We start from the raw sequence: 20,897 nt of genomic DNA, 5'->3' as shown, positions 1-20,897 counted from the left end.
TTGAAATATTTTATCTTTCTTCTACTGCTACATATTTACGATTTGTTTCTCCAACATATTTTGCACGCGGACGAATAATTCGATTATCACGATATTGTTCTAAAATATGCGCGGTCCATCCTGCAGTACGACTTACAGCAAAGATAGGTGTAAAAATATCGTGTGGAATTTCCATGCTATGATAAACAGTTGCACTAAAGAAGTCTACATTTGGAATTAAACCTTTTTCATCATGCATACGCTTTTCAATTGCAAGAGAAATTTCATATAATTCGTTATGTCCAGTTTCAGAAGTTATTTTTCGACTCATTTCTTTTAAGTACTTGGCACGTGGATCTCCCTCTTTATATACACGATGACCGAATCCCATGATTTTTTCTTTGTTAGCGAGTTTCTTATCTAAATAATTATCTACTTCATCAAGTGATTTAACTTCTGATAGCATTTTCATAACTTGTTCATTTGCTCCACCATGTAAAGGGCCTTTTAATGAACCAATTGCTGCTACAATACCTGAATACATATCAGATAAAGATGATACTGCGCATCTTGCTGTAAATGCTGAAGCATTAAGTTCATGATCAGCATGTAATATTAAAGCTTTATTAAAAGCTTCAACTTCAGTATCAGATGGCAATTCCCCTTTTAACATATACAAGAAGTTTGCTGCATAGCTTAAATCAGAATTGGGCTTAACAGGTTCCTTTCCTTTTCGCACGCGTGAAAACGCTGTAACTAATGATGCAATCTTTGCTTGGATACGAATAGCTCGATTTTTTCGACTTTCATCTGTTTCCTCTTCAGCATCTGGATCAAAGTGTGCAATATAAGAAACAGAGGTACGTAATGCAGTCATTGGATGTACATCATCCGTAGCATATTCTTCAAAATGCTTATATACCCTTGGATTTAATGTCATATATTGTTTAAGTTTCTCTTTTAATTCTTCAAGTTCTTCTTGTGTTGGTAATCTATAATTCCATAATAAGAACATGATTTCTTCAAATTGAGCATTTTCAGCTAAATCATCAATATCATATCCTGAATAAGTTAATTGACTGTCAATAATTGAACTAATTTTAGTTTCTGCTGCGATAACCCCTTCTAAACCTTTTTGTAATTCTGCCATAAGTAATTCCCCTTTTCTTTTACATAATGTAATGGCTTTCATAAAATAGTATATCTAAAATTATAAGTTTTGTGAATAATTATATATGTGGTTTAAATTTTCATTGGTAAATTATTTATATATTAATTTTAATTATAATGATAGTAAAAATCGTTATAAAGCTATTTATGAATAGTAAGACAAGGTTGACTTATATGAAAATAATGAATATTTTAATTATTTATCAACAATGATTATTTTTTATTAACTCAATGTTAATAAAATTTTTAGAAAAAATTTAGAAAAATAATTGTCGAATTTAATATATAAGTGCATAATTAATATTAATTAAATGTAAGGGAGTTGTCTTATGGCAGAAGAAAAATTACAAAGAGGATTAAGTAATCGTCATGTACAATTGATTGCTCTTGGTGGCGCTATCGGAACTGGATTATTCTTAGGTGCAGGTCAAACTATAGCTATGACTGGACCTTCTATTCTATTAACCTATATCATTATTGGATTCATGCTATTTATGTTTATGAGAGGTCTTGGAGAAATCATCATTCAAAATACTCGTTTTAAATCATTTGCTGATGTAACAAACGAGTATATTGGACCGTTTGCAGGATTCGTTACTGGATGGACATATTGGTTATGCTGGATTATAACGGGAATGGCAGAAGTAACTGCAGTTGCTAAATATGTTAGTTTCTGGTTTCCAACTATACCAAACTGGATTACTGCTCTGTTTTGCGTATTAATATTAATGATTTTTAACTTATTAAGTGCAAAATTATTTGGAGAATTAGAATTCTGGTTTGCTATTATTAAAATTATAACTATTATAGCTTTAATCGTCATTGGTGCAATAATGATTTTATTTGCTTATAAAACTCAATTTGGACATGCAAGTTTAACTAATCTTTATAAACATGGTATTTTTACCAATGGAACCTCTGGTTTCTTTATGTCATTCCAAATGGCTTTATTCTCATTTGTTGGTATTGAAATGATTGGGGTAACCGCTGGTGAAACTAAAGATCCAGAAAAAACAATACCTAAAGCTATAGATGCAGTACCAATTAGAATTTTAATTTTCTATGTAGGTGCTTTAGCAGTCATTATGTCTATTATTCCTTGGGACAAAGTGGATCCAAATGAGAGCCCATTTGTTAGATTGTTCTCATTAATTGGTATTCCGTTTGCAGCTGGATTAATTAACTTTGTAGTTTTAACTGCTGCTGCTTCATCTTGTAATAGTGGTATCTTCTCAAATAGTCGTATGTTATTTGGATTATCTGAACAAAAACAAGCGCCTTCTATATTTAAAAGTACTAACAAACAAGGTGTACCACATATCGCAATTATAGTATCATCTGCGTTATTATTGGTGACAGCATTATTAAACTATATTTTTCCAAATGCAACGCTAGTATTTACATATGTTACAACAATTTCAACAGTATTATTTATTATCGTGTGGGCTTTAATTATTTGGGCTTATATTAATTATCATAGAAAAAATCCTGAATTACATAAAAAAGCAAAATTCAAACTTCCTGGTGGAAAATATATGGCCTATATTATTTTAGCATTCTTCATATTTGTGTTTTGTTTACTATTTGTAAATGCAACAACAAGAAACGCTATTTTCTTAACACCCATTTGGTTTATTATTTTAGGTATTATGTATTTAAGATATAAAAAAGTAGCAAATTAACATTAAAATATCAATATAAAAAATGACTGGAACAATTGATAATATTCCAGTCATTTTTATGTTAATGCAGTCGATGTCTGAATTGAAATACTCTTGTAATAAGCATTTTTAAACACTACTATCCCCAACATAGAGATTTTCTTAATGAAAATCTACGTTCAACGCAAGGTGGGACGACGAATACGGCTCTATTCCACTTTTTTAATATGTTTAAATAATATAAAAAAGAGCGAGAATTTTATCCACTAATGTGGTTATTCTCGCTCTTCTAGCATTTTAATTAAACATACTTATACAGTTGTTTAATTAAAGGACATTCGCATACCCTTCAAAAATTCTACCTTGATTTGCATCAACAGTAATTAATAAGTCATTTTTCAATTCTTTAGTTGCATTTTCAACACCAATAATAGTTGGGATACCTTGTTCAAGTCCAACGATTGCACTTGGTGATGTTATACCGTTTTCTTCAGTAATTAAACCTGCAGCTTTTTCAACATATGGAACATAACTTTCGTCTACTGAATTAGTCACAATAATTGATTCACTTAGGTCTTTTCCTTCTAAATCACTAGCAGTTTTAGAAATCACTGTTTTACCAGTTGTTGATCCACGACCAACACCTTGACCTTTAGCAATTTCATCACCTACTAAATGTAATTTCATCATATTAGTCGTACCTTTTTCACCAGTTGGAACGCCAGCAGTAATGATAATTAAATCACCATTACCAACTTTTTCAGTAGCAACAGCTGTTGCTACTGCATTATTTAATAAATCATCTGTTGTTTTACGTCCTTTTTTAACAACTGGATATGCACCCCATACTAGTGCTAATTGTCTTGCAGTATGTTCACTAGGTGTTACTGCAATAATATCTGAATGTGGACGATATTTAGAAATTGTAATCGCTGTTGAACCACTTTCAGTTGCAGCTACAATTGCTTTAACATTTAAGTTTAGAGCAGTATGTGCTACAGATACACCAATCGCATTTACTAATGATGTTTCTACTAATTTAGTACGATCAGATAATAATTTTTTGTAATCTTGAGCAGCTTCAGCTGAAATTGCGATATTTCTCATTGTTTTAACTGCTTCTTCAGGATATTGTCCTGCAGCTGTTTCACCAGATAACATAACTGCATCTGTACCATCATAGATTGCATTAGCAACGTCACTTGCTTCAGCTCTTGTTGCACGTGGATTACGTTGCATTGAATCAAGCATTTGAGTTGCAGTAATGACAGGTTTTCCTAATTTATTACATTTTCTAATTAAATCTTTTTGAACGATTGGCACAGATTCAGGTGGAATTTCAACACCCATGTCACCACGCGCAACCATTAAACCATCAGATACTTCTAAAATCTCTTCGATATTGTCAATACCTTCTTGGTTTTCAATTTTAGGGAAGATCGTAATATTATCATTATTTTCTTGTTCTAAAATTTCGCGAATATCTAATACATCACTAGGACGACGTACAAAGCTTGCTGCAATGTAATCAATATCTTCTTTAATACCAAATTTAATATCTGCAGCATCTTTATCAGTGATACCAGGTAAGTTTACTTTAACACCAGGTAAGTTTACACCTTTTTTATTTTTTAATTCACCAGTATTTAAGATATCACATTTAACTTCGCCTTTATCTTTATCAATATCTTTAACTTGTAATTCTACTAAACCATCATCTAATAAAATGTATGATCCAATTTGAACATCATTAATTAAATCTTCATATGTGACTGAGAATTTTTCAGGTGTACCTTCAACTTGAGACATACTCACAATAACTTCTTTACCTTTTTCAAGTACAATCAAGCCGTCTTTCATATCATGTGTACGAATTTCAGGTCCTTTAGTATCTAATAAAATACCAATAGTTTTACCTAATTTTTTAGATACTTTACGAATTGAATCAATACGTGTTTTATGTTCTTCATGACTACCATGAGAGAAATTTAAACGTGCAACGTTCATTCCAGCATTCATTAATTTTTCTAACATTTCCTCAGACTCTGAAGCAGGTCCTATAGTACATACAATTTTAGTCTTTCTCATTATAAAAGCCTCCTAAATTATATAGATAATTCTTTTGCTAAGTCATAAATACGAGTGTTGAATTTATGGCTTTCATTATTGAAAATTTCATCAAATGGTGTTGCTGTAAGTTGGTTATTTTGTATACCTACACCGAATCCTGTTTGACCTTGCATTAACAATTCTACAGCATAACCGCCTAATCTTGAAGCAAGTACTCGATCTACACCAGATGGACTACCACCACGTTGGATGTGACCAAGAACAGATACACGTGCATCAACATTGATATATTTAGTTAATTGTTCTGCACATTCATGGCCACTCATACAACCTTCTGCTACCATAACGATAGAATGTTTTTTTCCACGTTTAATACCACTTTCAATTTTTTCAGCAACATCTTTAATATCTGTGTGCTCTTCTGGAACTAAGATTGTTTCAGCACCTACTGACAATCCAGCCCACAGTGCTAAATCACCACAATCACGTCCCATTACTTCTACAACAAAAGTTCTCGCATGACTTGAAGCAGTATCTCTGATTTTATCGACACAGTCAATAATCGTATTTAATGCTGTATCGAAACCAATAGTGAAATCAGTACCATTAATATCATTATCAATTGTTCCAGGGATACCAATTGTTTTTATATCGGTTGTTTCTTCGCTAATACGTTGAGCACCTCTATAACTGCCATCTCCACCGACTACTACAAGTCCTTCAATACCATGCTTGTGTAAGTTCTCAATCCCTTTTTGTCTTACACTCTCATCTTTAAACTGAGGACATCTAGCAGAATATAGAAAAGTTCCTCCTCGTTGAATCGTATCTCCAACACTTCCTAATTCAAGTTTGTGGATATTATCATCAAGTAAACCTTGATAACCCTGATAAACACCAAAAACTTCGATATTATTATAAATTGCTTTTCGTACGACTGCTCTAACAGCAGCATTCATGCCTGGTGAATCTCCACCACTTGTTAATACCGCAATTCTCTTCATAGCGACATACCCTTTCCTAACTATAATAATCTTCATGTATAAATTACCATAATTTTATTATCTATTCCATTAATATTGATAGATTATATATATGTAAACGTTTTAAATTTTTAATTTAATTTATATAAAAAAATGACTAGAAATTTTAATTAAATTTCTAGTCATTCTGTGTTAATTAATAAAGGTACCAATATTTCTAAATTTATTAAATCGATGATTCGCTAAAGCTTGTCCATCTAATTTATTTAATTCATTAAGCTGATGAATAAAAGATTGTTTAATTTGTTTTGCTTGAAAAACGACGTCTCTGTGAGCGCCGCCTTGTGGTTCATTAATAACTTCATCTACCACGTTTAGTTCCAGTAAATCTTTTGCAGTAATTTTCATCGTTTCAGCAGCCATTTTTGCTAAAGAGCTATCTTTCCAAAGTAATGCTGCCGCCCCTTCTGGAGAAATAACAGAATAAGTACTATTTTCAAGCATTAATAATTTATTAGTTATACCAATACCAAGCGCACCACCGCTTCCACCTTCACCGATGACAACACCAATCACAGGTACTTTAAGAGAAGCCATCTCAATTAAATTTTTCGCAATTGATTCACTTTGCCCTCGTTCTTCAGCTGCTTTTCCCGGATATGCACCTTTTGTATCAATAAACGTAAAAATAGGACGATTAAATTTTTCAGCTTGTTTCATTAAGCGTAAAGCTTTACGGTAACCTTCAGGATGAGCCATTCCAAAATTACGATAAATATTATCTTTAGTATCTTTCCCTCGTTGCTGACCTATGATAGTTACCGGTTGATTGTTGAGATATCCTATTCCACCAATCATCGCAGGATCATCTCTAAAATTACGATCTCCATGTAATTCAATGAATGAATCAAAGATATATGGAATATAATCAAGTGTTGTAGGTCTTTCTTGAAGTCTTGCAATTTGTACTCGATCCCAAGGTTTTAAATTGGTGTATATTTTTTTTCTTTCTCTTTCCAAAGAGGCTTCTAACAAATCAATTTCATCTTGTAAGTCGACGTCATTTTTTTCTTGAGATTCCTTCAATGAATTAATCTTTTCTTTAATCTCATATAAAGATTTCTCGAAATCAAGCATTCGTCTTCACCTCTTGATGTAGTTTTAAAATTTCAGAAAGTGTTGCTTTCATGTCTTTTCTATGCACAACTTTATCTAATTGACCATGTTCTAATAAAAACTCAGCAGTTTGAAAATCTTCCGGCAATTTTTCGTTAATTGTTTGTTCTATCACTCTACGTCCAGCAAAACCGATTAAAGCCTTAGGTTCGCTTAGGTTAATATCACCCACAGAAGCAAAACTAGCTGATACACCACCAGTAGTAGGATGTGTTAAATAAGAAACATATAATAATCCAGCATCAGAATGTCGTTTTAATGATACACTTGTTTTTCCCATTTGCATTAATGAAATAATACCTTCTTGCATTCTGGCACCACCACTTGCAGAAAATAATACAAATGGTAACCGATGTTCAGTACAATAATCAACGATTCTACAGATTTTTTCCCCTACGACTGAACCCATACTTCCCATTCTAAATCGTGAGTCCATAACTGCAATGCCATATTTCACGCTATCTAATTCTGCTGTACCAGTTACGATGGCTTCATTTAAACCCGTTTTCTTTTGATCTTTTTCCACCTTTTCTTGATAACCAGGAAAATCTAAAGGATTAGAAGATGTCATTTCTTTATCGAATTCTTTGAACGAATTTTCATCTGAAATAGCTTCTATTCTTTTGTATGCAGGAAGTGCGATATGATGATCACAATTAAAGCATACATTTAAATTTTCAGTTAGTTCTTTTGTATACATTATTTTTTTACAATTAGGACATTTAGTCATGATACCCGCTGGTACGTCATTTTGTTTAGAATCCGGTACCGTTAAATATTTCTTTTTTTTACTACTTCTATTAAAAAAATCTTTAAACATGCGTAAACCTCCGCATAACTCACTCAATAATTTCGTTATTTTAAATAGTTACTTTTAAATTCGCTTACTTTATTTTAAATCTGTTAACTTCATTGTTTTATCATATACGTCATGGAAATCTACTTCAATACATGCAACACCTAATTCCATAGCAGATTGTGTTAAATCTTGTGTCGCTGATGGTGTCACTCTTTAATCGAAAGGAGTAGATTCAATATCTAAAACAACTCTAAAAACACCTAGATAAGCTAATATCTTATTAATTTGATTTCGAAAATAAGGTCGTCTCGTTCCTACTACTTTAGCACTACTTCCTTGATTCTTCATAGCTTTCTTTACACGATTCTACTGCCTCTATAGAGTATGCTAAACTTAGCTCTTCTATATTGGTTACTTTAACATAAGGTGTAGTTTTTAATTTACCTTGATTCTCTTTATGCATTTGTAATGCATCGTCTCTTAAAGACATTTAATCAATCTCTAATTGATTTATAATTAAATTACTTTTGAAAAGAAGGATTTTTGTAACAATTAAGTTCAATTTTAAAAACCATTTTTATATGCTACATGTTATTAAATCAAGAGATAAAAAAATCAATAAAATTATTAATTTTTCTTTATAACCATCAATTAACTATATCATAATTTTTTTGCATATAAAAGTTATATAATTCTGATGTCACTTGGCTTGAACATCTTTATAAACCTTTCGACTTGTTCCATTTCTTTTTGTAAAAATCCTAAAGATTGAGTTTGTTGTTGCATTTCATTAAATAAAACTACTTCTAAATCGTTATGTGTCGTTTTATCTATTAAAAATGATTTAATATCTTCTAATTGATTGACGTTTCTAACCATTATTTGTTTGGCTTGAGATAATTTGTTATTTTCAAAGTCGTTAATTGTATCCATACTTTGAATGATAATTTGTCTCTTTTGATTTCGTTCTTCAAATTTGCCATGAACGACTAGAATATCATTTTGTTGTTGACTCATTGTCTCATATTGTTTGTACTTATCTGGAAACAAAACACCATCAATAGTGGTTCTACCATCATCTAGAACCAAGAAAGCCATATGTTGTCCAGTTTTTGTTCTTATTTGCTTAAATTGATTAACCTGAACAAGTATAGGTTGATAATCTAAGCTATTCTTAATCGTAAATATACCTAAATATTGTTTGATATAAAATAATTTTTCAACTGGATGGTTAGAAATATAAAATCCTAAGTATTCTTTTTCATAAGCACTAATTATTTGATCACTGAATTCCTCTTTATCTTCATAGGCTTGCTTCGGTGTTAACATATTAAATAAAAATTCATCTTGTTCAACATTCGAAACTTGATCAATAACTTCATCAATTGTAGATAATAGTGTTGATCTAGTTTTACCAAATGAATCAAATGCGCCCACACATATTAATGCTTCTAATAATTTTCTAGTTTTAATTTTCTTAGGAATTCTTCTGGTGAAATCAAAAAAGTCTTTATACAATCCATTTTCAGATCGTTCGTCTACTATAGATTTGACGCTTTGATATCCCACACCTTTTATTGCACCCAACGATAAATAAATATTTTTTTCTGTCGCTTTGTAAAACCAGTGACTTTTATTAATATCTGGAGGTAAAATATTTAAACTTTGAGTTTTAGCTTCTTCTATTATTATTGCCGTTTTGGTTTCATTACCTATAACATTACTGAGAATATTCGCGTAGAAATAATTAGGATAATGCACTTTTAAATAAGCCATGATATATGCAATTTTAGAATAACTCACTGCATGAGCTCTAGGAAAACCATAATCCGCAAACTTTAATATTAGTTCGAAAATACGTTCACTAATTGATGCATCATAATTATTACTTACAGCCCCTTCAATAAAGTGTTGACGTTCACTTTCTAGAATAGCTCTATTTTTTTTACTCATTGCACGTCTCAATATATCTGCTTGACCATAACTAAAATTAGCGAATTGACTAGCAATTTGCATGATTTGTTCTTGATAAATAATGACGCCATACGTCTTCTTTAAAATAGGCTCTAAATCAGGATGTAAGTATTTAATGTCACTTTGACGATGTCTTCTTGATATGTATGTAGGAATTTCTTGCATTGGACCAGGTCTATACAATGATGTTACAGCAACGATGTCTTCAAAGTGTTCAGGCTGTAATTCCATCAATACTCTTCTAACACCTTCTGATTCTAATTGAAATATACCTGTAGTGTTTCCTAGAGATAATAATTTAAATACTTTTTGATCATTAAAAGGGATTTGTTCTATATCGATATCAAGATTTAAATCTTTTTTTACTTGAGTGATAATTTGATGAATAATTGATAAATTTCTAAGACCAAGAAAGTCAATTTTTAATAAACCTAATCGTTCTGCTTCAGTCATTGTCCATTGAGTCAATATACCTGTATCTCCCATTGTTAAAGGAGCAAAATCATACAATGGTTTATCATTAATAATTATTCCAGCAGCATGGGTAGATGTATGACGTGGTAAGCCCTCTAGTTTTTTACTAATTTCAAACCATTTTTCATGACGATAACTTTTATGAACAAATGCTTTAAATTTTTCATTTTGATAGGCTTCTTCTAGTGTAATACCTAATTGATGTGGGATTAAATTCGATATTTCATTTAACGTTTTTTCGTCAAAACCAATAATACGGCCTACATCTCTCGCTACAGCTCTTGCTAATAGGTGACCAAAAGTGACGATACCTGATACGTGATATTGACCATACTTTTCTTGTACGTACTGAATCACTTTTTCTCTTCTTGTATCCTCAAAATCGATATCAATGTCTGGCATAGTGACACGTTCTGGGTTTAAAAAGCGCTCGAATAATAAATCAAATTTAATTGGATCAATAGTTGTGATACCTAATAAGTAACTGACTAAAGATCCTGCAGATGAACCACGTCCAGGTCCAACCATCACGTCATGCGTTTTAGCAAAATGTATTAAATCGCTCACTATCAAAAAATAATCTTCGAATCCCATATTCGTTATTATTGAATATTCATGATGTAATCGGTCAATATATCGCTGATCTTTATCTAATTTAAATTCTTTAAGACTATATTTTAACTTTTCTAAAAGATAGGATTTAGTACTTTGTTGATTAGGGGTTTTAAAGTTAGGCAATAGATTTTGATGATATTGAATTTCTGCGTTACACTCATCAGCTAAAGCCTTTGTATTAGCTATTATTTTTTCAGACAATTGAAATGCTTTAATATTTTCACTAGTTGGAAAATATTCATGAGCATCCTTAATATCATTTACTAAATCCAATTTTGTATTGTTTTTTATTGCTTTTAATGCAGGTATTGTATCTGCATCTTCAGGATTTAAATATCTTGCATTATTAAGAAAGACAATTTTATCGTCTGAAAAATCTAATTGACTTGTGTGATTTATGAATACTGACTCATTATTCTTTAGTGTTTGAATTAACGATTGATGAGACGCATGAGCATCTTTAAAAACAATAGCAAGATGATAACTATATTTTTGTAGCCATTTTAGGGGTATCGTAGTCTTTTGTTTCATATTTATTGCAGAAGAAAGTTGATACAGAGCATGGAGACCTTCATTATTCTTTGCGAATAATACTGTTTCAATTGTGCTAATTTCATCAGAAACCATTACAGTCATTCCAAATATTGGCTTAATTCCCTCTTTAACACATGCGTCATAAAACTTAGGGAAGCCATATAATACGTTCGTATCAGTAATTGCAAGTGCTTGATATCTATTTTCTTTTGCCTTTGATACAACATCGTTAATTTTTAAACTTGAATATAATAAATCATATGTTGAATGAATATTCAAATGTACAAACATATATGACTTCCTTTCGTAATTTATAGTTTTTGGCGTAAGGCTTCACCTAAAGTCTCAAATTGTTCCCAATTTTCAACAGAGACTCCAGATGCATTTGGATGTCCTCCACCGCCAAATTGATTAGCTATATCATTAATAGTAATTCCTTTAGAACGTAATCGACATCTAATTTGATCACCTTCATCAACACCAAACATCCATATTTTTAGACCTTTGATATCCGCTACGGTATTAACAAACTGAGATGCTTCGTTAGGTGCAATTTGAAATTGGTTTAGGACGTCTTTAGTAATCTTTATTTGGCAATATTGATGATCTTCACTTAATTGGAAATTTTGTAAAATATATCCTTGGAATGGCATAAGTTTTGGATCTTTCTCACCCAATTGATTTAATATCTCATTATGATTAAATGGAAATTCTAGCAAACGACTAGCAACCTTCATAGTATGTGGTGTGGTATTACTAAATAAAAAACGACCTGTGTCTCCGACAATTCCTAAATATAGAACACGTGCGACAGATTCATCGATAATATTAATATCATTAAAATGTGTAATAAAATCAAAAATGATTTCGCTTGTTGAACTTGCATTAGTATCTACATAATTTATTCTGCCATATTGATCAGTAGCAGGATGGTGATCAATTTTAATTAAATCTTTGCCTTGATTAAATCTTTGATCATCGATACGAGGTGCATTTGCTGTGTCACAAACAATCACTAGAGCGTTTTGATACATATCATCTCTAACTCTGTCTAAATCCCCTATAAATGCTAAAGAAGATTCTGGTTGCCCAACTGCATAAATAGACTTTTCTGGAAATTTACGTTGCAAATAATATTTTAAGCCTAACTGTGAACCATATGCATCTGGATCAGGACGAACGTGTCTATGAATAATAACAGTTTCATATTTATCAATTTCATTCATTATTTTATTAAAAATTTCTACCATTTCTTTTCTCCTTTAATTTCAAAAACTATTTTAAACACCTTCAAACATTTGACATATAATCATTGCATTTGCAACTTTCTCATTTTTGCAAGTCATAGTGACCTCTAATTTAGCAAAATTTCTTCCTACATCTAACATGTTATACTTTACATCAAGCGTACTTTCAATTGCGACATTTTTAATATAAATGATATTCAAGCTTTCAATCATAACATCTACTTTTTTATACTTACGCAATTCATGTTTAATTGTTTCTTCAATAATTGCGACACATATTGCTTTACTCAACGTACCATATTGGTTGGTTAAAACTGGTGAAATTTTAACTGAAGTCTCATTATGATTTATTGAGATATGTTTGGCAATTTGATCGATAATGGTTTCTCCAATTTGAGGTTGTCTTCCAATTAATTGCATTGCTTTTAACACATCATTTCGTGTAATAACACCTATTGCTTTTTTATTTCTTGTTGTGACAGGTAAAATTTCAATTCCATCCCAAATCATTATATGAGCACAACTCGCTACTGTAGTTGTTAATTCAACATTGATAGGTCGTCTTGTCATGACTTTATTAATCTTATCATCTTCGTTCATATGAATAATTTCTTTACTCGTTACAATTCCCACAAGTTTCCAATCTTTATTTACTACTGGAAAACGAGAATGTCCTGTGACTTTTGCACGAGAAATATAGTCTTCTAAACCCATTTCATCAAACACTACCGTCATATCATTGATAGGTTTTACGATATCTTCAACAATAAGTATCTCTTTTCTTATCATTTGATTATACATGGCTCTATTAATGATATTAGCTACTAAAAATGTATCATAATTTGAAGAAATAATAGGTAACTCTTGTTTATTTGCATAATCAATAATATTTTGAGCTGTACTAAATCCACCGGTAATAAGTATACCGCTTCCTCTTTTTAATGCTTCCATCTGAACTTCAGGACGGTTACCTACAATCAATAACGTTTGATTTCCAATATACTTTACTACATCTTTTAGTTCCATAGCTCCAATTGCAAATTTACTAACAGTTTTATTTAAACCATTTTTCCCACTTATGATGTCACCTTCAATAATATTCACAATTTCTTGAAAAGTAAGATGTTCAATTTGTTCGCGACTCTTTTTATCTATCCGAACTGTACCCACTCTATCGATGGTGGTTACAAAGCCAAGTTGACTAGCATCTTTAATTGCTCTATAAGCAGTCCCTTCAGAAACATTCATTACTTTGGCTATTTTTCTAACTGAAATTTTTTGTCCTATATTTAATGATTCTATATAAGATACAATTTGTTCATGTTTAGTCATTTTCAACCCTCTTCATTTTTAGACAATGTCTAATATATTATAACTTTTTTATTTATAAAAATCGATTTGAATGTGACAAAAGTATCAAAAACTAACATATCGGTATCATTTTGTTTTTAATGTATAAAAATGAAGTTAATTTAAATAATAAAAATATAAATTTGATGGAAATATTAAATCACTAATTATATAATTAAATATAAGGAGGGATGACCTATGTATAAAAACATATTACTAGGTGTAGATACTCAATTAAAAAATGACAAAGCATTGAAAGAAATTTCAAAATTAGCTGGCCCAGGTACCGTTGTTACAATCATGAATGCGATTGGTGAACAAGACATCCAAGCCTCTATTAAAGGAGGGACTCACATCGAAAAATTGACACATCGTCGTGATCAAGGACTTGAACACACACGTCATACTTTAGATGATTATGGTATTAATTATGATCAAATTATCGTTCGTGGAAATCCAAAAGATGAATTGGTGAAACATGCAAATAGTGGTAAATATGACATTGTCGTATTAAGTAACCGTAAAGCTGAACAACAAAAGAAATTTGTTTTAGGTAGTGTTAGTCATAAAGTTGCTAAACGTGCTACTATCCCTGTTTTAATAGTTAAATAATTTTAATCTTATAAAAAAAGACGGTAAATGCTATATTTACCGTCTTTTCTATATATCATTAAAATGTCACTTCATCACCAGGTTGTAAAATTTGTACTTCTCCTTGAGATACTGCTTCTTTAAATTTCTGTGGATCTTGTTCAATTAATGGGAATGTATTGTAATGAATAGGCACTGAAATTTTAGGTTTAATGAATTCATTTATTGCATAACTTGCATCTTCAATACCCATAGTAAAATTATCACCAATAGGAATAAAACATACATCTACTGGATGACGTTCAGCAATTAATTTCATATCGCTAAATAAACCAGTATCTCCTGCATGGTAAATTGTTTTACCTTCTGCTTCAATGATAACGCCCATTGGCATACCCAAATAAACAGGTATTCCATCTTCATTAGTATAACTTGAACTGTGGAAGGCTTGAACAAATTTTACTGTACCGAAATCAAATTGATATTTACCGCCAATATTCATACCATGTGCGTGTTCAATTCCATGATACGTTGTTAAATAGCCTTGTACTTCTGCAGAACCAATCACTGTAGCATGATTGCGATTAGCTAATTCAACTACATCACCAAAATGATCACCATGTCCATGCGTTAAAATAATATAATCCACATCTAATGTCTGCTCATCTAAATCACTTTTATCATTACCAGAAATAAATGGATCAACAATTACTTTTTTGTCATTACTTTCAAAATAAATCGTTGACTGTCCATGAAATGAAAGTTTCATATATAGAACCTCCTATATTTTAATATTATTATTATACCCTGATAATTATATTTATAACTTGAAACACTTTGAATTCATTTCTATTTAGACGTAAAATTAAATTGATTAAACTATAGGAGGATACGTATTATGATTAAAACAGACGAAATTATTGCAACATTAAAAGATAAAAATGCTGATGCAGCATGGATTACTACTCCACTTAATATATTCTACTTCACAGGTTATAGAAGTGAACCTCATGAAAGATTGTTTGCGTTACTTATAACTTCAAATGGTGAATGCACATTATATTGTCCTAAAATGGAAGTTGAAGAAGTTAAGCATTCACCTTTTAATGGAAATATTGTTGGCTATTTAGATACTGAGAGTCCTTTCGATTTAGCACCCCATACATTTGATAAATTATTAATTGAAAGTGAACATCTCACTGTTAAACGTCAACGAGAACTTACGAATAACTTTAACATTAAAGTGTATGAAGATATCGATTTAACTATTAAAAAGCTAAGAAATATTAAAGATGAAAATGAAGTTAAAAATATAAAAAAAGCTGCTGAACTTGCAGATAAATGTATAGATATTGGTGTTTCATTTTTATCTGAAGGCGTAACTGAAAGAGAAGTTGTAAATCATATTGAAAATGAAATTAAAAAATATGGCGTCAGTGAAATGAGTTTCGATACAATGGTACTATTTGGTGACCATGCTGCATCTCCACATGGTACACCTGGAGATCGAACATTAGTTAAGAATGAATATGTATTATTTGATTTAGGTGTAGTCTATAATCATTATTGTAGTGATATGACAAGAACTGTAAAATTTGGTGAACCAAGTAAAGAAGCAAGAACGATTTATGATATTGTATTAAAAGCTGAACAAAGTGCTATTGAAGCAATTAAACCAGGTGTCCCTTTACAAAATATTGATAAAATTGCTAGAGACATTATTTCAGAAGCGGGTTACGGTGATTTCTTCCCTCATCGATTAGGACATGGACTCGGTTTAGAAGAACATGAATATCAAGATGTATCAAGTACAAATACAAATTTACTTGAAGCAGGTATGGTGATTACAATTGAACCTGGCATTTATGTGCCTGATGTCGCTGGCGTCAGAATTGAAGATGATATTTTAGTCACTGATACTGGGTTTGAAGTACTTACACATTATAATAAATAATTTAAAATTAAATCTCTCTTTTATATCAAAAAAGCGGAATAGGCACTCATAACGAATGCTATTCCGCTTTTTATTGAATTAATTTAGATTATTCTTTTAATGCATCTTCAATAGATGTATAAGTTAAATCAAAAGCTTCTGCAACACCTTTATTAGTTACATAACCTTTATACGTATTTAAACCTAATGACAGAGGTTGATTTGCTTTAAATGCCTCTTTATAACCTTTATTAGCAAGTAACTGTGCATAAGGTAAAGTAGCATTATTAAGAGCAATAGTAGACGTACGTGGAACTGCACCAGGCATATTCGCTACTGCATAATGTACAACACCATGTTTAACATAAGTTGGATCATCATGTGTCGTGATTTTATCAGTAGTTTCAAAGATCCCACCTTGGTCAATAGCAATGTCGACTACTACTGAACCGTCTTTCATTTGTTTAATCATATCTTCAGTAACTAAACTTGGTGCTTTCGCTCCAGGAATTAATACTGCACCAATAACTAAGTCACTTTCTTTAACTGCATTTTCAATATTAAGTGGATTAGACATTATTGTATTAACACGACCGTCAAACAAATCTTCTAATTCCGCTAAACGTTTAGGATTTACATCTAAAATAGTTACATCTGCACCTAATCCTAAAGCAATTTTAGCAGCATTTGTACCTGCTTGACCGCCACCAATAATCGTAACTTTGCCTTTTGGTACACCTGGCACGCCACCAAGTAAAATACCCATTCCACCGTTAATTTTTTGTAAGAATTCTGCACCAATTTGAGCTGACATACGTCCTGCAACTTCACTCATTGGTGTTAATAAAGGTAAAGAACGATCTGGTAATTGAACTGTTTCGTAGGCAATACTTACTACTTTATTATCAACTAATGCTTGAGTAAGTTTTTCTTCATTAGCAAGATGTAAGTATGTGAATAAGATAAGACCTTCTCTGAAATATTTATATTCTTCTTCTAATGGTTCTTTTACTTTAATCACCATGTCTACATCCCAAGTTGTTTTTGCATCATTAACTATTTCTGCACCAGCCTGTTTATAATCTTCGTCTTCAAAATATGAACCAGAACCTGCGTTTGTTTCAACAAGTACTGTATGTCCTTGTTCAACTAATGCATGTATACCACTTGGTGATAAACCTACTCTATTCTCATTATTTTTTATTTCTTTTGGAATACCGATTTTCATTCCATCCACCTCCACTTCTTATGGTAACGCTAAAGTAATGAAAGCGCAATCACCAAAGATACACAATGTCCACATAATTGTTGAATTATAAATATTAAATATTCAGAAATTTATGTTAAAATTGAATTAAGAAAAGTTAAGGGGGACTTAAGATGTTAACTTATAAAAACATTTTAATCGCAGTTGATGGTTCACATGAAGCAGAATGGGCTTTCAACAAAGCTGTAGACGTTGCTAAACGTAATGATGCTCAATTAACTATTGTTAATATTATCGATTCAAGAACTTACTCTTCTTATGAAGTGTACGATGCTCAATTCACGGAAAAATCTAAAGGTTTTTCTGATGAACTTTTAAAAGGCTATAAGGAAGTTGCTTCACGTGCAGGTGTTACAAATGTAGAAACTCGTTTAGAATTTGGATCACCTAAAGCGATTATACCTAAAAAGTTAGCAAATGAATTAGGTGTCGATTTAATAATGTGTGGTACTTCAGGATTAAATGCAGTAGAACGATTTATCGTTGGTTCTGTTTCAGAAGCAATCGTTCGTCATGCACCATGTGATGTACTTGTCGTGCGTACTGAAGAAATTCCAGAAGATTTCCAACCTGAAGTTGCAACTCCTGAATTTAGAAAACAATTTTCTTAATAAAGTAATGTATGTAAATAAAGAGGTCTGAGACAATTCCTTATGTCTCAGACCTCTTTAATATGTTAGAGATACAACATTAGAGTGGGACAACAAATTCAACATGACTTTTGTTCTATTCCCCTGTTATATTCTAAAAAACGATGAGATAAGTTTAATCTCATCGTTTTTTTAATATATCTTATAATTCACCGAATTTTACTGTGTCTCTTGCAATCATGACTTCTTCATTAGTTGGAACAACAATTACTTTAACTGGAGAGTGTGGGTAATTTATGAAAGCTTCTTCACCGTGAGTAGATTCATTTTTCTTAGGATCCCAATAAACACCCATAAACTCTAAGCCTTCTAAAATTTTAGCACGTATTGGTGATGAATTTTCACCGACACCTGCTGTGAAGACAATAACATCAACGCCATGCATTCTAGCAGCATAAGAACCAATGTATTTGTGAATTCTAGAAGCAAAAATATCTAAAGCAAGTTCAGCTCGTTCATCGCCATTGGCAGCTTCACCTAATAAATCACGTAAATCACTTGAAGTACCAGAGATACCTAATAATCCAGATTCTTTGTTTAAAACTGTTAAAACTTCATCAGCAGTTTTACCTGTTTTTTCCATAATAAATGGAATTAAAGCTGGATCAATATCTCCTGAACGTGTACCCATTGTTACACCTGCTAATGGAGTGAAGCCCATTGATGTATCGATAGATTTCCCACCATCAATTGCAGCAATTGACGCACCATTACCAATATGACAAGAAATAATACGTAATTCTTCAATAGGTTTTTCTAAAATATCAGCCGCACGACGTGATACATATTTATGGCTTGTACCATGGAAACCGTATTTACGAATACCAAAATCTTCGTAATAGTTATATGGTAAACTATACAAATAAGAACTTTCTGGCATAGTTTGATGGAATGAAGTATCAAAAACTACAACATGTGGAATATTAGGTAATAACTTTCTAAAGGCACGAACTCCCATTAAGTTTGCAGGATTATGTAATGGCGCTAATTCACTTAATGACTCAATTTTTTCTTCTACTTCATCAGTGACTAAAGCAGATTTAGGGAATAATTCTCCACCATGAACAACACGATGCCCTGTACCAGCAATATCATTAATATCATTAATAATACCATGTTTTTTGAAGCTATCTAACATGATATTAATTGCCTCTTCATGATCTTTAATATCTTTAACTCTTTTTACTTTTTCACCATTTACTTCAATAGTAAATATTGAATCTTTAATACCAATACGCTCAATTAAGCCCTTTGTAACTAATTCTTCTTCAGGCATTCTGATAAGTTGGAACTTTAAAGAAGAACTTCCCGCATTAATCGCTAAAACTAATTTAGACATGATTCATTGTCCTCCAATTTATATATTAAATATCCATATCTATTTAACCACTAATACAGAAGTAATTCAAGAATATCACAGTTTATTTTTGTGAATGATTTGCGTCCATCCACTCATTTAATTCGTTAATAAAACCATGGAATTGATTAGGATTTTTAAAATCCGGAATATTAGCTAATAACACTTCTACAGGCTTAGTTTCATTTGCTTTTTTCTTTTGTAGTATTAAAATTGATTTACGTGCATTTTCATTTTTAAACAATGTTTTAGGAAGGTTTAAAAATGCTTGCATTTCAGTTTCTGTAGTAATAAAATTTTGTAACTGTTTCACATGTTCATCTTCAAAAATATTACTAGGTACTACTAAAAAAGCATAGCCACTTTGTTTTAAAGCATAGACGGCTTGTTCGATGAGTAAAAAGTGTGAATAACTATGGCCTTCTTCAAATCCAAGTTTCATTTCTTTACTACGTTCATCTAAAGGATAATATCCAATAGGAAAATCTCCAACAACCACATCAGCTTCCTCCAATGGTAATGGCATAATCGCATCTTGAGGATACACATCAAACGGTATTTCTAAAAAATTCGCTAGATGCACACTAACTCTCGATAAAACAGGATCTACTTCAATTAAGTGATGCATAACTTCGCTATCTTTTAATACTTCATTCACTGTAGCGCTTAAATGACCAGCTCCACTTGCAATATCAACAATCTGTAATTCTTTATTATTTTCTATAAATTTTTGTACTAAAAAACCTAAAATTAAGCCAATAGAATCTGGTGTAATTTGATGATTTGCCTGAATATTTTCTTCTTGTAATAAGCTTAAGTAAGCAAATTGAAATGCTTTTCGACGATCTTGAAGCGTTGCTTGTTCTAATAGAGTACGTTGATTACGATATACATCTTCCATTGCTAAACCTAAATTTTCTATAAAGCTTTGACCATTTTCTTCATTTAACGACTTAGCTTTATCATCTAAAGTTCGGAATAATCTTTCCATAATAGTTTGTTCTTCTGCCATATTCAATTCCTTTCCAATAAAAAAATGTCCATAATGCAAATGTCTTAAAACGAAA

General features: G+C 31.3%; 16 protein-coding genes and 1 pseudogene. 4 read left to right on the top strand and 13 right to left on the bottom strand.

What is annotated here, in order from left to right:
* Positions 1-10: 10 nt before the first annotated feature.
* Positions 11-1,129: a citrate synthase gene (locus NSU06_RS05535; protein WP_145428809.1), complete on the bottom strand. Its 1,119-nt coding sequence runs from the start codon at positions 1,127-1,129 to the stop codon at positions 11-13.
* 349 nt (positions 1,130-1,478) lie between these two features.
* Between NSU06_RS05535 and NSU06_RS05530 the strand changes: the two genes are divergently transcribed.
* Entirely contained in the window at positions 1,479-2,831 is a 1,353-nt protein-coding gene (locus NSU06_RS05530; protein ID WP_150885224.1) for an amino acid permease, read from the top strand.
* Between the two features lie 306 nt (positions 2,832-3,137).
* On the opposite strand, the gene pyk is transcribed toward NSU06_RS05530, so the two are convergent.
* From pyk to NSU06_RS05490, 8 genes and pseudogenes are all read right to left on the bottom strand, one after another.
* On the bottom strand, positions 3,138-4,898 hold the full coding sequence (gene pyk / locus NSU06_RS05525; RefSeq protein WP_145428814.1) for a pyruvate kinase: 1,761 nt from the start codon (positions 4,896-4,898) through the stop codon (positions 3,138-3,140).
* A 17-nt stretch (positions 4,899-4,915) separates the two neighbouring features.
* A complete protein-coding gene (gene pfkA, locus NSU06_RS05520; protein ID WP_017176126.1) occupies positions 4,916-5,884 on the bottom strand; it encodes a 6-phosphofructokinase in 969 nt (322 codons plus the stop codon).
* Between the two features lie 171 nt (positions 5,885-6,055).
* Positions 6,056-7,000: an acetyl-CoA carboxylase carboxyltransferase subunit alpha gene (locus NSU06_RS05515; protein ID WP_017176125.1), complete on the bottom strand. Its 945-nt coding sequence runs from the start codon at positions 6,998-7,000 to the stop codon at positions 6,056-6,058.
* Positions 6,993-7,859, bottom strand: a complete 867-nt coding sequence (gene accD, locus NSU06_RS05510; protein ID WP_017176124.1) for an acetyl-CoA carboxylase, carboxyltransferase subunit beta — start codon at positions 7,857-7,859, stop codon at positions 6,993-6,995. The genes NSU06_RS05515 and accD overlap by 8 nt, the downstream gene beginning before the upstream one ends.
* Positions 7,860-8,169: 310 nt before the next feature.
* Positions 8,170-8,328 (bottom strand): annotated as a pseudogene (locus NSU06_RS05505) (NAD-dependent malic enzyme); the annotation flags it as partial.
* Positions 8,329-8,522: 194 nt separating this feature from the next.
* Positions 8,523-11,726, bottom strand: a complete 3,204-nt coding sequence (locus tag NSU06_RS05500) for a DNA polymerase III subunit alpha (RefSeq protein ID WP_145428816.1) — start codon at positions 11,724-11,726, stop codon at positions 8,523-8,525.
* A gap of 20 nt (positions 11,727-11,746) precedes the next feature.
* The gene (locus tag NSU06_RS05495; protein WP_048761533.1) at positions 11,747-12,685 is read right to left on the bottom strand and encodes a DHH family phosphoesterase; all 939 of its coding nucleotides are present in this window, start codon (positions 12,683-12,685) and stop codon (positions 11,747-11,749) included.
* 30 nt (positions 12,686-12,715) lie between these two features.
* Complete coding sequence (locus NSU06_RS05490) at positions 12,716-14,014, bottom strand: DRTGG domain-containing protein (protein ID WP_048761531.1); 1,299 nt, start codon at positions 14,012-14,014, stop codon at positions 12,716-12,718.
* Between the two features lie 216 nt (positions 14,015-14,230).
* Here NSU06_RS05490 and NSU06_RS05485 point away from each other — a divergent pair, with 216 nt between their 5' ends.
* Complete coding sequence (locus NSU06_RS05485) at positions 14,231-14,644, top strand: universal stress protein (RefSeq protein ID WP_048679566.1); 414 nt, start codon at positions 14,231-14,233, stop codon at positions 14,642-14,644.
* A gap of 58 nt (positions 14,645-14,702) precedes the next feature.
* Here the strand turns inward: NSU06_RS05485 and NSU06_RS05480 are convergent, their stop codons facing one another.
* Positions 14,703-15,392, bottom strand: a complete 690-nt coding sequence (locus tag NSU06_RS05480; protein WP_048679563.1) for a metal-dependent hydrolase — start codon at positions 15,390-15,392, stop codon at positions 14,703-14,705.
* A gap of 129 nt (positions 15,393-15,521) precedes the next feature.
* On the opposite strand from NSU06_RS05480, the gene NSU06_RS05475 reads away from it, so the two are divergent.
* A complete protein-coding gene (locus NSU06_RS05475; RefSeq protein ID WP_048679560.1) occupies positions 15,522-16,577 on the top strand; it encodes a M24 family metallopeptidase in 1,056 nt (351 codons plus the stop codon).
* An 88-nt stretch (positions 16,578-16,665) separates the two neighbouring features.
* Here NSU06_RS05475 and ald read toward each other — a convergent pair whose 3' ends face one another.
* Positions 16,666-17,784: an alanine dehydrogenase gene (gene ald / locus NSU06_RS05470; protein ID WP_049379582.1), complete on the bottom strand. Its 1,119-nt coding sequence runs from the start codon at positions 17,782-17,784 to the stop codon at positions 16,666-16,668.
* A gap of 152 nt (positions 17,785-17,936) precedes the next feature.
* Between ald and NSU06_RS05465 the strand changes: the two genes are divergently transcribed.
* Positions 17,937-18,434 (top strand): universal stress protein, encoded by a 498-nt coding sequence (locus NSU06_RS05465; RefSeq protein ID WP_048761525.1) that lies wholly within the window; start codon positions 17,937-17,939, stop codon positions 18,432-18,434.
* A 181-nt stretch (positions 18,435-18,615) separates the two neighbouring features.
* On the opposite strand, the gene NSU06_RS05460 is transcribed toward NSU06_RS05465, so the two are convergent.
* Together NSU06_RS05460 and NSU06_RS05455 are read right to left on the bottom strand one after the other, a co-directional pair.
* Positions 18,616-19,812: an acetate kinase gene (locus NSU06_RS05460; RefSeq protein ID WP_019835453.1), complete on the bottom strand. Its 1,197-nt coding sequence runs from the start codon at positions 19,810-19,812 to the stop codon at positions 18,616-18,618.
* 82 nt (positions 19,813-19,894) lie between these two features.
* On the bottom strand, positions 19,895-20,842 hold the full coding sequence (locus tag NSU06_RS05455; RefSeq protein ID WP_019835454.1) for a class I SAM-dependent methyltransferase: 948 nt from the start codon (positions 20,840-20,842) through the stop codon (positions 19,895-19,897).
* Between the last annotated feature and the right edge of the window lie 55 nt (positions 20,843-20,897).

It is taken from the genome of Staphylococcus sp. FSL W8-1270 (assembly GCF_038007165.1).
GTDB lineage: Bacteria > Bacillota > Bacilli > Staphylococcales > Staphylococcaceae > Staphylococcus > Staphylococcus hominis.
Note: the sequence above shows the minus strand (reverse complement) of the source record. Positions and strands in the feature narration are given on the sequence as shown.

Bases quoted from the DNA above. Each gene is read 5' to 3' on its own strand.
- NSU06_RS05460 (WP_019835453.1), bottom strand. From the start codon at position 19,812: ATGTCTAAATTAGTTTTAGCGATTAATGCGGGAAGTTCTTCTTTAAAG.
- NSU06_RS05535 (WP_145428809.1), bottom strand. From the start codon at position 1,129: ATGGCAGAATTACAAAAAGGTTTAGAAGGGGTTATCGCAGCAGAAACT.
- NSU06_RS05490 (WP_048761531.1), bottom strand. From the start codon at position 14,014: ATGACTAAACATGAACAAATTGTATCTTATATAGAATCATTAAATATA.
- accD (WP_017176124.1), bottom strand. From the start codon at position 7,859: ATGTTTAAAGATTTTTTTAATAGAAGTAGTAAAAAAAAGAAATATTTA.
- NSU06_RS05475 (WP_048679560.1), top strand. From the start codon at position 15,522: ATGATTAAAACAGACGAAATTATTGCAACATTAAAAGATAAAAATGCT.
- ald (WP_049379582.1), bottom strand. From the start codon at position 17,784: ATGAAAATCGGTATTCCAAAAGAAATAAAAAATAATGAGAATAGAGTA.
- NSU06_RS05480 (WP_048679563.1), bottom strand. From the start codon at position 15,392: ATGAAACTTTCATTTCATGGACAGTCAACGATTTATTTTGAAAGTAAT.
- NSU06_RS05465 (WP_048761525.1), top strand. From the start codon at position 17,937: ATGTTAACTTATAAAAACATTTTAATCGCAGTTGATGGTTCACATGAA.
- NSU06_RS05530 (WP_150885224.1), top strand. From the start codon at position 1,479: ATGGCAGAAGAAAAATTACAAAGAGGATTAAGTAATCGTCATGTACAA.
- NSU06_RS05500 (WP_145428816.1), bottom strand. From the start codon at position 11,726: ATGTTTGTACATTTGAATATTCATTCAACATATGATTTATTATATTCA.
- NSU06_RS05515 (WP_017176125.1), bottom strand. From the start codon at position 7,000: ATGCTTGATTTCGAGAAATCTTTATATGAGATTAAAGAAAAGATTAAT.
- pfkA (WP_017176126.1), bottom strand. From the start codon at position 5,884: ATGAAGAGAATTGCGGTATTAACAAGTGGTGGAGATTCACCAGGCATG.
- NSU06_RS05455 (WP_019835454.1), bottom strand. From the start codon at position 20,842: ATGGCAGAAGAACAAACTATTATGGAAAGATTATTCCGAACTTTAGAT.
- NSU06_RS05495 (WP_048761533.1), bottom strand. From the start codon at position 12,685: ATGGTAGAAATTTTTAATAAAATAATGAATGAAATTGATAAATATGAA.
- pyk (WP_145428814.1), bottom strand. From the start codon at position 4,898: ATGAGAAAGACTAAAATTGTATGTACTATAGGACCTGCTTCAGAGTCT.
- NSU06_RS05485 (WP_048679566.1), top strand. From the start codon at position 14,231: ATGTATAAAAACATATTACTAGGTGTAGATACTCAATTAAAAAATGAC.